Origin of the sequence: Diaphorobacter sp. LI3 (genome assembly GCF_022807955.1) — a bacterium.
In the GTDB taxonomy this organism is placed as follows: Bacteria; Pseudomonadota; Gammaproteobacteria; order Burkholderiales; family Burkholderiaceae_C; genus Diaphorobacter; species Diaphorobacter nitroreducens.
This window is the reverse complement of the sequence record NZ_CP094346.1, coordinates 2,373,861-2,386,979: the sequence shown is the minus strand read 5'-3', so window position 1 is coordinate 2,386,979 and position 13,119 is coordinate 2,373,861. Positions and strand designations below refer to the sequence as shown.

Annotated in this window: 10 protein-coding genes; 3 read left to right on the top strand and 7 right to left on the bottom strand. The window is 69.0% G+C overall.

The window, feature by feature from the left end; all coding sequences use genetic code 11:
* Nucleotides 1–15 precede the first annotated feature (15 nt).
* The gene (gene meaB, locus MRB47_RS11065; RefSeq protein WP_252100701.1) at nt 16–1,044 is read right to left on the bottom strand and encodes a methylmalonyl Co-A mutase-associated GTPase MeaB; all 1,029 of its coding nucleotides are present in this window, start codon (nt 1,042–1,044) and stop codon (nt 16–18) included.
* Nucleotides 1,041–3,203 (bottom strand): methylmalonyl-CoA mutase, encoded by a 2,163-nt coding sequence (scpA, locus tag MRB47_RS11060; RefSeq protein WP_252100700.1) that lies wholly within the window; start codon nt 3,201–3,203, stop codon nt 1,041–1,043. The genes meaB and scpA overlap by 4 nt, the downstream gene beginning before the upstream one ends.
* A gap of 124 nt (nt 3,204–3,327) precedes the next feature.
* Here scpA and MRB47_RS11055 point away from each other — a divergent pair, with 124 nt between their 5' ends.
* Both MRB47_RS11055 and MRB47_RS11050 read left to right on the top strand, forming a co-directional pair.
* Nucleotides 3,328–3,963: a GntR family transcriptional regulator gene (locus tag MRB47_RS11055; protein ID WP_252100699.1), complete on the top strand. Its 636-nt coding sequence runs from the start codon at nt 3,328–3,330 to the stop codon at nt 3,961–3,963.
* A 168-nt stretch (nt 3,964–4,131) separates the two neighbouring features.
* Nucleotides 4,132–5,961 carry an AMP-dependent synthetase/ligase gene (locus MRB47_RS11050; RefSeq protein WP_252100698.1) on the top strand — a complete coding sequence of 610 codons (1,830 nt, stop codon included), beginning with the start codon at nt 4,132–4,134 and terminating at the stop codon, nt 5,959–5,961.
* Here MRB47_RS11050 and MRB47_RS11045 read toward each other — a convergent pair whose 3' ends face one another.
* Entirely contained in the window at nt 5,962–7,131 is a 1,170-nt protein-coding gene (locus MRB47_RS11045; protein ID WP_252100697.1) for a saccharopine dehydrogenase NADP-binding domain-containing protein, read from the bottom strand. It abuts the gene before it with no gap.
* Between the two features lie 137 nt (nt 7,132–7,268).
* Between MRB47_RS11045 and MRB47_RS11040 the strand changes: the two genes are divergently transcribed.
* The gene (locus MRB47_RS11040; protein ID WP_047351494.1) at nt 7,269–7,721 is read left to right on the top strand and encodes an Lrp/AsnC family transcriptional regulator; all 453 of its coding nucleotides are present in this window, start codon (nt 7,269–7,271) and stop codon (nt 7,719–7,721) included.
* A gap of 64 nt (nt 7,722–7,785) precedes the next feature.
* Here MRB47_RS11040 and chrA read toward each other — a convergent pair whose 3' ends face one another.
* The 4 genes from chrA to MRB47_RS11020 form a co-directional block, all read right to left on the bottom strand.
* On the bottom strand, nt 7,786–9,009 hold the full coding sequence (gene chrA / locus MRB47_RS11035; protein ID WP_252100696.1) for a chromate efflux transporter: 1,224 nt from the start codon (nt 9,007–9,009) through the stop codon (nt 7,786–7,788).
* Between the two features lie 136 nt (nt 9,010–9,145).
* Nucleotides 9,146–10,018: a hypothetical protein gene (locus tag MRB47_RS11030; protein ID WP_252100695.1), complete on the bottom strand. Its 873-nt coding sequence runs from the start codon at nt 10,016–10,018 to the stop codon at nt 9,146–9,148.
* 413 nt (nt 10,019–10,431) lie between these two features.
* Complete coding sequence (locus MRB47_RS11025; RefSeq protein ID WP_252100694.1) at nt 10,432–12,519, bottom strand: TonB-dependent receptor domain-containing protein; 2,088 nt, start codon at nt 12,517–12,519, stop codon at nt 10,432–10,434.
* A gap of 175 nt (nt 12,520–12,694) precedes the next feature.
* Complete coding sequence (locus tag MRB47_RS11020; RefSeq protein WP_252100693.1) at nt 12,695–13,099, bottom strand: hypothetical protein; 405 nt, start codon at nt 13,097–13,099, stop codon at nt 12,695–12,697.
* Nucleotides 13,100–13,119: the final 20 nt, after the last annotated feature.

Here is a 13,119-nt window from a genome sequence, read left to right as displayed (position 1 = left end):
TCAGTGAAGTGCTATTTAAATAGTAGCGTGCAGCGCTTGTCCAGATTGCGCTGCAAGCAGATTTCGTGCTGCAGTGGAGGCCGCTACGCGTCCCGCGGCCACGTCCTGCTGCAGGCGGGGCAGCAGCTCGCGCACCTGCGGGTGCTGGCGGAAGGCCTGCTTCAGGCCCGCGTCGATGCGCTCCCACATCCACGCCAGGGATTGCCGCTCGCGCCGCGCGGCCAGGCGGCCGTTGGCCGTCTGCAGGCGGCGGAACTCCTGCACCGCGGCCCAGAAGCGATCCACCCCCTCGCCTTTCAGCGCGCTGAGCGTGATGACCTTCGGCGTCCACAGGGATTCGTCGTGGTGCGCATGCTCGGGGTTGCCGTGCATGGACAGCAGGCGCAGGCTGGAAGTGATCTGCGCCTGCGCGCGTGTGGCGGCGTGCGGGTCGATGTCGGCCTTGTTGATGACCACCAGGTCGGCCAGCTCCATCACGCCCTTCTTGATGGCCTGCAGGTCGTCGCCCGCGTTGGGCAACTGCAGCACGCAGAACATGTCGGTCATGCCCTGCACGGCGATCTCGCTCTGGCCCACGCCCACGGTCTCGATGATGACCACGTCATAGCCCGCAGCCTCGCACACCAGCATGGCCTCGCGCGTCTTCTCGGCCACGCCGCCCAGCGTGCCGCTGGACGGGCTGGGGCGGATGTAGGCATCGGGGTGGACCGACAGGTGCTCCATGCGCGTCTTGTCACCGAGGATGGAGCCGCCCGAGACGGTGGATGACGGGTCGATGGCCAGCACCGCCACCTTGAGGCCTTGTCCGATCAGGTGCAGGCCCAAGGCTTCGATGAAGGTGCTCTTGCCCACGCCAGGCACGCCGCTGATGCCCAGGCGAAACGCCCGGCCCGTGTGCGGCAGCAGCGCGGTGAGCAGTTCGTCGCCCTGCGTGCGATGGTCGGCCCGCGTGGATTCCAGCAGCGTGATGGCCTTGGCCATGGCGCGGCGCCGCACGGCGGGCGCGCCGTGGAGGATGCCTTCTTGCAGCTGCTGGGGGGTCACTGCGCCTGCGCCTTCTTGATTTGCTCCAGCACATCCTTGGCGCTGGCCGGGATCGGCGTGCCGGGACCATAGACGCCCTTGACGCCTGCACCGTAGAGGAAGTCATAGTCCTGCGCGGGCACCACGCCGCCCACGAAGACGATGATGTCGTCGGCGCCCTGCTTTTTCAGTTCTTCGATGATGGCGGGCACCAGCGTCTTGTGGCCCGCGGCCAGGGTGGAGACGCCCACGGCGTGCACGTCGTTCTCGATGGCCTGGCGCGCGCACTCCTCGGGGGTCTGGAACAGCGGGCCCATGTCGACATCGAACCCCAGGTCGGCAAAGGCCGTGGCCACCACCTTGGCACCGCGGTCGTGGCCGTCTTGGCCGAGCTTCGCGATCATCACGCGCGGGCGGCGACCGAGCTGTTCGGCGGCCTGATCGATTTCACCCTTGAGCTTTTCCCAGCCTTCGGCCGAGTCGTAGGCAGCAGCGTACACACCGGTCACCTTTTGCGTATCGGCGCGGTGGCGCCCGAAGATTTTTTCCAACGCGTCGGACACCTCGCCCACCGTGGCGCGTGCGCGAATCGCCTGGATCGACAGATCCAGCAGGTTGCCTTGGCCGCTTTCTGCTGCAGAAGTAAGAGCGGCCAGCGATTGATCCACGGCGCTTTGATCGCGTTTTGCCTTGATGGCGTTGAGGCGCGCGATCTGGTTCTCGCGCACCTTGACGTTGTCCACCTCAAGGATGTCCACCGGGTCTTCCTTGGCAAGCTTGTACTTGTTCACGCCGACGATGACTTCCTTGCCCGAATCGATGCGCGCCTGCTTTTCCGCAGCCGCGGCCTCGATCTTGAGCTTGGCCCAGCCGGAGTCCACGGCGGCGATCATGCCGCCCATCGCCTCGACCTCTTCGATGATCTTCCAGGCGGCGTCGGCCATGTCCTGGGTGAGTTTTTCCATCATGTAGGAGCCGGCCCAGGGGTCGATCACGTTGGTGATGTGGGTCTCTTCCTGGATGATGAGCTGCGTGTTGCGCGCGATGCGTGCGCTGAATTCGGTGGGCAGCGCTATGGCTTCGTCCAGCGCGTTGGTGTGCAGGCTTTGCGTGCCGCCGAACACGGCCGCCATGGCCTCGATGGTGGTGCGTACCACGTTGTTGTACGGGTCCTGCTCGGTGAGCGACCAGCCCGAGGTCTGGCAGTGGGTGCGCAGCATCAGGCTTTTGGGGTTTTTGGCGTTGAAACCCTTCATGATGCGGCACCACAGCAGGCGCGCGGCGCGCATCTTGGCGATCTCCAGGTAGAAGTTCATGCCGATCGCCCAGAAGAACGACAGGCGCCCGGCGAAATCGTCCACGTCCATGCCCTTGGCGATGGCCGTCTTCACGTATTCCTTGCCGTCGGCCAAGGTGAAGGCCAGTTCCAGCGCCTGGTTGGCGCCGGCTTCCTGCATGTGGTAGCCCGAGATCGAGATCGAGTTGAACTTGGGCATGTTCTTGCTCGTGTACTCGATGATGTCGCCGATGATGCGCATCGACGGCTTGGGAGGATAGATGTAGGTGTTGCGGACCATGAACTCCTTGAGGATGTCGTTCTGGATGGTCCCGGCCAGCTTGTCCTGGCTCACGCCCTGCTCCTCGGCTGCCACCACGTAGCCGGCCAGCACGGGCAGCACGGCGCCGTTCATGGTCATGGAAACAGACACCTTGTCCAGCGGAATGCCGTCGAACAGGATCTTCATGTCCTCCACGCTGTCGATGGCGACGCCCGCCTTGCCCACGTCGCCCGTCACGCGCGGGTGGTCGCTGTCGTAGCCGCGGTGCGTGGCCAGGTCAAAGGCCACCGACACACCCTGCCCGCCCGCGGCCAGCGCTTTGCGGTAGAAGGCGTTGGATTCTTCGGCCGTGGAAAAGCCCGCGTACTGGCGGATGGTCCAGGGGCGCACGGCGTACATGGTGGCCTGCGGGCCGCGCAGGTAGGGCTCGAAGCCCGGCAGCGTGTTGGCGTAGGGCAGGTCCTGCGTGTCTTGCGCCGTGTACAGGGGCTTCACGCTGATGCCGTCGGGCGTCACCCAGTTCAGGGCATTCACGTCGCCGCCGGGCGCGGACTTGGCCGCGGCCTTGGCCCAGGCGGCAAGGTCGGCGGACTGGAAGATGGGATCAGGATGGCTGCTCATGGCGGGGGCGCTTTCGCAAAGATGGCAAAGAGATGTGGTTATGCGTGCTGCGTTTTCGCAATTTTGCGGAGTTTACCTGATCTGTAATTATTAATTCTTAGTTTTTTTCAGGTACAGTCCGCCCATGTCAGCCGTCACCCTCACTCCCCGCGCACTCTATGAACAAGTGGCGGAGCAACTGCGCCAGCGCATCTTCCGGCGCGAGCTGGAGCCTGGCAGCTGGATCGACGAGCTGAAGATTGCCGAGGAGCTCGGCATCAGCCGCACGCCTTTGCGCGAAGCACTCAAAGTGCTGGCGGCGGAAGGCCTGGTCACCATGAAGGTGCGCCGCGGCGCCTACGTGACCGAGATGTCCGACAAGGACCTGCACGATGTCTACCACCTGCTCAGCCTGCTGGAGAGCGACGCCGCAGGCGTGGTGGCCGCCCGTGCCACGCCGGAGCAACTGCGCGAACTGGAGCAGCTGCATGCCGACCTGGCCGCCGCCGTGCAGGACCGCGACCGCTTCTTCACCATCAATGAGCGCATCCACATGCGCCTGCTGGAGATGGCCGACAACCGCTGGCGCAGCCAGATGGTGGCCGACCTGCGCAAGGTCATGAAGCTCAACCGCCACAACTCGTTGCTCAAGCAGGGACGCATCGAGGTTTCGCTGGCCGAGCACGAAACCATCCTGGCCGCGCTGCGCGCGCGCGACCCGCAGGCCACCGTGGCCGCCATGTCCGCGCATTTCGCGCATGGGCTGGAGGCAGCGGGCTGACCGGGCCCGCCCCTCATCCGCCGTTCTTTTTTCCGTCGCGCGAGCGACAAGTTTGCGAACGATCGTGCGAAAACGCGCGTGCCCGGCCTATGATTCCGCTTTTTGCTCGGCGGCTTGGCTCCGCAATGGCGCCCCGCCCTGCCGGCACGCACTGCACGTATTGCACGCATGAATTCCCCCACCCCTGACCTGCGCGGCGTGCAGACGCTGCCCGAACTGCTGGCGTTCCGCGCCGCCCTCACTCCCCACAGCGAGGCCTACCGTGCCTGCGACCCCGGCACCGGCCAGTGGATCAGCCTCACCTGGGCTCAGACCCAGGAGCGCGTGCAGCAGTGGAGCCGCGCCATTGCCGCATCGGGCCTGCCACAGGGGGCGCGCATCGCCATCCTGCTGCCCAACGGGCTGGATGCCATGAGCATCGACCAGGCCGTGATGGCCACGGGCTGTGTGCCCGTGCCTCTGCATGCCATCGACAATCCGGGCAGCATCGCCTACATCCTGGCGGATGCCGAGGTGTCGCTGCTCGTCGTGGAAGAGCCAGAGCAATGGCGGCGCATCCGCGACGTGGGCATGCCGCTTCCGCACCTGATGGGCGTGGTGACGACCAACGCCAGCACCGTCCTGCCCACCGCCGCCGAGCAGGGCGTACCGGTCGCACCGCTGGCTGCCTGGCTTCAGCATGCCGCGGCAGATACGCCGCTGCCCCCGCCGCCCGGCCCTGAGGATCTGGCGGCGATCGTCTACACCAGCGGCACCACCGGCAAGCCCAAGGGGGTGATGCTCAGCCATGCCAACGTGGTGGCCGACGTGAAGGCGGTGCTGGAGCGCATCGCCCCCACGCCACAGGATGTGTTCCTGTCCTTCCTGCCGCTGTCGCACACCTTCGAGCGCACGGGCGGCTACTACCTGCCCATGGCCTCGGGCAGTTGCGTGGTCTATGCGCGCTCGGTGGCGCAACTGGCGGAGGACTTGAAGAATGTGCGCCCCACGGTGCTGGTGTCGGTGCCGCGCATTTATGAACGCGTGCATGCCAAGCTCATCGAGACGCTGTCGCCCTCGCCCTTGAAGATGCAGCTGTTCCAGGCCGCGCAGGCCGTGGGCTGGAAGCGGTTTTGCGCCGCGCAGCGCCTGCCAGCACCCCAGGACGACGGCGCGGGCGGCTGGATGCGCGCCCTGCCCTGGCCGCTGTTGCGTGCCCTGGTGGCCAAGCCGCTGCTGGCGCAGTTCGGTGGCCGCGTGCGCGTGGCCGTGAGCGGGGGCGCGCCGCTGTCGCCCACCATCGCGCACTGCTTCCTGGGCCTGGGCCTGCAACTGGTGCAGGGCTACGGCATGACCGAAACCACGCCCGTGGTCAGCGTGAACACGCTGGAGGACAACGACCCGTCCACCGTCGGCCGCGCCTTGCCGGGCGTGGAGGTGCGCATCGGCGAGAACCGCGAACTGCAGGTGCGCGGCCCCATCGTCATGAAGGGCTACTGGAAGCGCCCCGAGGATACGGCCCGCACCGTCTCCGCCGACGGCTGGCTGGGCACAGGCGACCAGGCCGAGATCGTCGACGGCCGCATCCGCATCCTGGGGCGCATCAAGGAAATCATCGTCACCTCCACGGGCGAGAAGGTGCCGCCGGCCGACCTCGAGCTGGCCATCACCGCCGATGCGCTGTTCGAGCAGGCCTTTGTGGTGGGCGAGCAGCGCCCCTTCATCGCTTGCGTGGCCGTGGTGCATGCCGAAGAGTGGCGCCAACTGGCCGGGCAACTGGGCCTGGACGCCAACGACCCTGCCAGCCTTGCGCACCCCAGCGCCCAACGGGCGGCACTGGCGCGCATCGAGAAGCTGGCGGCCGGCTTCCCGCGCTATGCGGTGCCGCGCGCCGTGCATCTGGTGCGCGAGCCATGGACGATCGAGAACGCGTTCATGACACCCACGCTCAAGCTCAAGCGCACCAACCTCATGGCGCACTACGCGGCCGCCATCGAGGCCATGTACCAAAAGCGCTGATCAGGCCCCCACCGCTTGCAATGACCGCGCAAGCGGGGCCTGGGCCGACCCGGCGTCCCCCTCGCTTCCCGGCACGCGGTAGACGCGCCCGAACCGATTGGCCAGGAAGTCCTCCAGCGCGATCTGCTCTTGCCCGATGAAACCGGCCTGCGGAAGCTGGCCAGCCATGACCAGGTCCAGCGCCGCGCAGATGCCCGCGGCCGTGGTGCGTTGGATGGCGCTGAGCATCTGCCCGCGCACCGATGCGCCCAGGATGTGGGCGGCATAGCTTTCCTGCACCAACCGGCCGTCCCGCTGGCCGCGCGCGCTGGCCAGGATCACGATCACGTCTTGCTGCGTGGTCGGGACGGCGCCGTCCAGCAGTTCCTTGAGCAGGTCGCGCCGGTCGCGCAGGCGCAGTTCGTGTAGCAGCAGCTGCAGGATGGCATGGTGGCCGGGGTAGCGCACCGACTTGTAGTCGAGCTGCTGCACGCGCCCCTCCCAGGTCTGGGGCAACGTGCCCAGGCCGCCCGAGGTATTGAAGGCCTCGTATTCCACGCCGTCGATCAGCAGCGTTTCCAACCCGCCGAGCGCAGGCACGCTGGTGCGCCGGCCCTGCACGATGGAGTCGCACGGGTTGCAGTATTCGTTGACCAGGCCCTCGGTGCTCCAGGTCATGGCATAACGCAGGGCGCCCTGGGGGTAGCGCGGTAGCGCCCCCACGCGCAGTTGCAGCCCTTCCACGCGGTCCAGGCGCTGCGCCAGGGCGTTGCCCACCACGCCGATGAAGCCGGGCGCCAGCCCGCACTGCGGCATGAGCGCGCTGCGCGCGCCTTCGGCCAGCGCCTGGATGGCACGGGTGCTGGCCACGTCCTCCGTCAGGTCGAAGTAGTGCACGCCATGGCGTGCACACAGCGTGGCCACCGGCACGGCCTGGTGGAACGGCAGTGCGTTCAGCACCGCATGGTGCCCGGCAATGGCAGCCTCCAGCATGGCGTCGCCCGTCACCTGCAAGGGGGCGGCGCTGTGGACCTGCAGGCGCTTCAGTGCGGCGGCGTCGCGGTCGGCCACGGTGAGCGTGTAGCTGCCCGCGTCCTCCAATAGCAGCGCAATGGCACGGCCGATATGGCCCGCGCCCAGGATCAGTACGCGGTGCGGGTGGGAAGCATTGACGGGATGCAGGCGGGTCATGGCGGTCTCCTTGCGTTGTCGTTCGGTAGAGACATGCTAGGCCGGATCGTTGTCAGTGTGTAGCATTACAAATGTCGATAAAAGCATCAACGATCGTCATATCGACGGCATTGCACGACTTATCGGCAGCATTGGAGATGCCCGTGGAACTGGACGCACTGGACCAACAACTGCTCAGCCTGCTGCAGGCCAACGCACGCGAGGGCACGGCCGAGCTGGCGCGCCGCCTGGGCCTGGCGCGCACCACGGTGGTGGCGCGCATCGCGCGGCTGGAGCGTGAAGGGGTGGTCGCCGGCTACGGCGTGCGCCTGGGCCAGCGGCTGGCAGGCAGCGCCGTGCGCGCGTGGTGCGCACTGCGCGTGCTGCCCAAGGCCGGGCCGGCGGTGCTGCAAATGCTGCAGGCCCTGCCCCAGGTGGAAGAGGTTTCGGCGGTGAGCGGGCCGTTCGACTACCTGGTGTTTCTGCGCTGCACCAGCCACGAGCAGCTCGACGGCCTGCTGGACCGCATCGGCCAGCTGGACGGCGTGCAGAACACGCAGACCAGCATCGTGCTCAGCCGCAAGATCGACCGTCGCAGCGTGGGCGGTTGATGCTCTATTAATGAGAGCTGCTAGCGCTTGATGGATAAGCGCTGAGGCCGTTTTCCTTCTGTAATCAGCCCAGCAGCCAACCTGCTGCGCCGCACAACGGCACCACCAGCCACGGCGGCACGCGCGCCCATACCAGCGCGGCAAAGGCCGCCAGTGCCAACGCCAGGTCGGCTGGCGCATGGATGGCGCTGGTCCACACCGGGTGGTAGAGCGCCGCCAGCAGCAGGCCCACCACGGCGGCATTCACGCCCGCCAAGGCCGCCCGGGCACGTGCGTTGTGCCGCAGCCGCTCCCAGAACGGTAGCGCGCCCGCCACCAGCAGGAATGCTGGCACGAAGATCGCCACCAGGCATACGGCCGCGCCCAGCCAGCCGCCCGCGCCGTGGCCTGCCGCAGCGCCCAGAAAGGCCGCAAAGGTGAACAGCGGCCCCGGCACCGCCTGCGCCAATCCATAGCCCGCCAGGAAATCGTCGGCCGCCACCCAGCCGGTGGCCACCACCTCGGCCTGCAGCAGCGGCAGCACGACGTGGCCGCCCCCGAACACCAGGGCGCCGGCGCGGTAGAACGCATCGGCCAGCACCAGCCATCCTTGAGGCCAAGCGCGCGCAGCCAGCGGCAGCAGCACCAGCAGCGCCGCAAATGCGGCCAGCAGCAGCGCTCCGGTACGCGGTCGCACCCCGGCCGCCAGCCCGCCCTGCGATGGTGGAGCCGGCATGGCGCCCGCGCGCCCCCACAGCCCCAGGCCGGCCAGCGCCGCCACCAGCATGGCGCCCACCTGCCCCACCACGCCCGGCCACAGCAGCGCAAGCGCACAGGCCAGCGCCATCAGCAGCAGCCGTGCGGGCCCGCGGCACAGGCTGCGCGCCATGCCCCAGACGGCTTGCGCCACCACGGCCACGGCCGCCACCTTCAGGCCGTGCAGCACGCCCGCGGACATGAGGCCCTGCCCCGCCACCAAGCCCAGGCCCAGCAGCGCCATCACCAGCGCGGATGGCAGCGTGAAACCCAGCCAGGCCGCCAGTGCGCCGCCCCACCCCGCTTGGCGCAGGCCCAGCGCCAGGCCCACCTGGCTGCTGGCGGGGCCGGGCAGGAACTGGCACAGCGCCACCAGGTCGGCATAGGCGTCTTCCGTCAGCCAACCGCGGCGCGCGACGAATTCCTCGCGGAAGTAGCCCAGATGGGCCACCGGCCCGCCGAACGACGTCAGGCCCAGGCGCAAGAAGATGAGGAACACCCGCCAGGCGCTGGCGTGGTGGCGGGTGGCGGCGAAAGGAGAAATGGGTGGCATGCAGCGGGCGAGAAACCCCGAGTATCGCTATTGCGCGTGGCGCGCGGATGACTGGCGCCGCGTGCCAGCAGCGGAGCGCGACGCGTGCGCGCGCAAGCAGACCTCCTGATTTTTGCAGCCGCAGCCGCTGTGGGCATCAGATGGCGCAGGGCCCCATCCACACCCCGCTGCGCAGGCCGGCCGGCGGCTGCTGCGCCCAGACCTGGGCACACACCTCCCAGGCAGGCTCCTGTACGTTCAGGCCCGCGAAAATGCCGTAGCCTTCGCCCGCACGGATGTCCTCACCCGCGCTCAGGCTCTCGCCGGCCTTGATGGCTCCCTGTGTGTGGATGCACTCGCCCGCCTTGATGCCCCACCCGGCCTCCAGGTGCGTCAGGCCGCTGATGGCTCCGCCGACCACGATGCCCTGCCCCGCGCGCAGGCTGCCTTCGCCGCTCACATGCCCGCCTACGCGCAGGCTTTTGCCGCAGTCGATGCCGCCGTGCACCAGCAGGTCCTGCCCCACGAAGGCGCTGGCGCCCACGCTGAGCGCGCCGTGGCAGACCACGTCCCACGCTGCGCGCAGGTCGCCGCCGCAGTGCAGCGATTCCTGCACCTGCACGCCCCAGTCGGTGCGCAGGTGGCCGCCGCAGTGCAGCCGCCCATCGCTGTGGATGTGCGCGCCGGCGCGGATGTCCTCGCCCGCCACGATGGCGCCGCCCGCGCGGATGCCGCCCCCCGCATGGAGGGAGCGGCCGACGTGGATCACGCCGTCCACCCCGATGCCGCCGCGCACCTGCACGGTCCCCGCGAACACGAAGGCCTCGGCCTCCAGGCTGTCCAGGTGCAGCACTGCGTTCGAGGGGCCGAACTGGCCGAGCAGCCACAGCGCGTCGTCCACGCGGCCGGCGGCCACCAGCTGGTCCAGCGCCTGCTGGTAGCCCACACCGTCCTCGACATGGCGCACGAACCAGCGAAAGCCGTTGGCGCAGGGGCTCTTGGCCCGGAGAAACTGCTTGGTGAATTCCATGCGACGCTCCAATCCTTGCAAGGCGCCCGTGCGGTGCTGCTGCGGGGGCCCGGGGTGACCCGGCGGACGAAGGGCCCGCGTGAGCGGGCGTGGGAAGGCGTCGTCCGCCGTTGCGCAGGGCGGGTGCCCGGCGATGGTGGTTCTGCGCGTTGGAAAGAGGAAGGGTGCTTTATCGCCGGGCGGAGGAATGTGCGACCGGCTGGTATGGCCAGAGCACACGCGCCACGACGCCCACGCGGTTGCGCGCAAGGGTGCGGCGGACGGGTGTGGTCGGGAACATGGGCGCGCATGCTAGCAGTGCGCAGCCCGCGGGACAACCTTGTCGCACGGCGGCGCGCGGTCTTTGGTGCGCCGCCGTGCGTGCTGCGCGGCGGATGTGCATGCGCACCCGCCGCGGGCCGGGGATGGCGGTGTCAGAACGACACGCGCACGCCCACCGTCACGTTGCGCCCTGCCAGCGGGGCCGCGTCTTTGATGAACGAGGTGTGGGCGTAGGCCAGGCGGTCCGTGAGGTTGCGCGCCTTCAGGTACACCTGCCACGGCGTGCCACTGCCCGTGCGGCCGTTGTAGGCCAGGCCCAGGTTCAGCATGCCGTAGCCAGGCGTGGCGGTCTCGAACGCGGCCACGCGGTTTTGCCGCGCCACCTGCACCCATTCCACCGCGCCGTCCCAGTCGCGCCAGTTGGCATCCAGGCGCAGGCCCACGCGTGCGGGGGCGATGCGCGGCAGCCGCTCGCCACCGTCCAGGCGGGCACGCACGCTGTCGCCGAACAGGGTGACCCCCAGGCGCTGCGTGATGCGCTGGCGCACCCGGCCCTCCATGCCGGTAAAGGTGGCGCCCGCCTGGCTGTACTGCAGCAGCTGCAGGCCGTCCAGTTCGTCGAGCGTGCGGCCGTAGATGTAGTTGCGGATGCGGTTGTGGAACACGCTCACGTCAAACGTGGTGTCCCCGCTGGTCTTGCGCAGGCTCAGGTCGATGTTGCGCGAGGTTTCCGCACGCAGACTGGCGTCGCCACGCTCGTAGGTGGACGTGGCCATGTGCAAGCCGCGTGCGTACAGCTCCTCGGCGGTAGGCGCCCGGTGGGCGCGGGTGATGCTCGCGCCCGCGGCGTAACCAGGCGCAAAGCGCCACACCGCGCCCAGCGATGCGGAGGTGCCGTGGTGGCGCCGCTCTACACCGCTGTCCTGCGCTTCGGCGCTTTGGCGGTCGTGGCGCAGCGCGGTCTCGATGCGCCAGTCGCCATGCCAGTCGCCCAGGCGGTATTCCTCCAGCAGAAACACGCCCCACTGGCGCGTGAGGGTGGGTTGCACGTAGGCCTCTTCTCCCGCCGCGCTGAACTTGCGCTGCCCGGTCTGCAGGCCCAGCACGCCGCGCCAGCCGGCCACGGGCTCGTGCTGCAGCTCCACGCGCAGGTCGTGGGCCTTGTTCTTGAAGGTGGTGGCGACGGTGCCCTCCTCCACCTCGTCGTGTATGTAGTCGGTCACGCCCGCGCGCAGGCGCAGCGCGGAGAAGCCGGTGAACGGGTCGCGCAGCTCACCGCGGATGTCCACGCGCTCGCTGCGCAGATCCACCACAGGAACGGCTTCGTGACCGTGGTCGTGGTCGTGGTCATGCCCGTCGTCATCGTGGTCGTGCTCGTCATGGCTGCCGCAGTGCAGGTGGTTGCCATGGGTGTGGCAGCCTTCGAAACTGTGGCTGTGGCCCGGCAGGCCGTATTTGGCGTTCTGGCGTGTGAAGGCCAGGCCCAGGTAGCCACGGCTGCCAACCCAGGACAGCCCCACGCTGCCGGTACCCGTGCGGTTGAAGCTGCCGGGCACGCGGCGCCCCTCGGCCCAGCCGCTGCCCACGCGGTAGTCGTCGGCGTCCCGACCGGCGGCCTCCACGTGCACGGCCAGGTTGCCCGCGCCGCCGGTCAGCGCGACAGCGCCGGCCTTTTCGCGTGCTGCGCTGCCGGCGCGCAGCTCGGCGCTGCCTTCGTAGCCCTTGTCGGGCACGGCCGTGGGCACCTTGCCGTCCAGCACGTTGACCACGCCACCCACGGCACCGCTGCCGTAGAACAGTGCCGACGGCCCGCGCAGCACTTCGACCTGCGTGGCCAGCAGCGGCTCGGCCGCCACGGCGTGGTCCGGGCTGACGGTGGAGGCGTCGTGCAGTTCGGACCCGTCAGAGAGCACGCGCACGCGCGGGCCGTCCATGCCGCGGATCACGGGGCGGCTGGCGCCCGCGCCGAAATGGCTGCCGGTGATGCCGGGCTCGCCGTCCAGGGTTTCGCCCAGCGTGGCTTCGCGCTGGCGCACGAGGGCGTCGCCCTCCAGCACAGACACGGGCTGCGTCATTTCGGACACGCCCAGCTGCAAACCGCTGGAGGACACGGTGACCTCGGGCAGGCGGGCATCCGCCTGCGCCCAGGCGGGTGCTGCGCTGGTCAGGCACAGCAGCGCGGCCCAGGCCAGCGGGTGCATTGCGCCCGGCATGCGGGCGAAAGGGGTGAAGGAGTTCATTACAACGATTTCCGTCAAAAGGCGGCAGGCGCGCGCGAACGCTCGGGCCGCACGCGGCCGCGCTTGAAAATTGATTTAAAACTGCCTCTAACGCTTATGTGTCAAGCGCGAGCAGCTATAAAAAGAGGAGTTTTTTGGCGCCGGCACGCAAAGGGGCGGCGCGAGGCGGGGAGCCTCAGGCGCTCAGGGGCGGAGCGCGGGCATGGAAAGGCGCCGCCCGGCCCGCGCGCGGCACCGGCGCGGGGGACCTGACAGGGGGCAGCTGCGGCTGTGCCTGGACCTGCGCGGGGGCCTGGCCCAGCGCGGCGCCCACCAGCGTCTGCTCGTCCAGCACCTGGCAGTCGGCGGCCCCGTGCCCCGCAAACAGCGCATGCAGGGTGTCCAGGGCCTGTTGCCCGGCGCTTGCCGCATCCCGTGCGTGCCCGTCGTCGTGCAAGGCATGCGGCAGCCCTTGCCCTGCGGGCAGGTGCAACACCTGGTGCATGCGCCCGAGTGCGGGCGCGAGCACCAGCGCCAGCAGCAGCCAGGCCAGGGCCAGGCGGCGGCGCAGTTGCAGCATGAGCGCGGGTGTCAGGGACATGCGGGCTGGGCGAAAGGTGC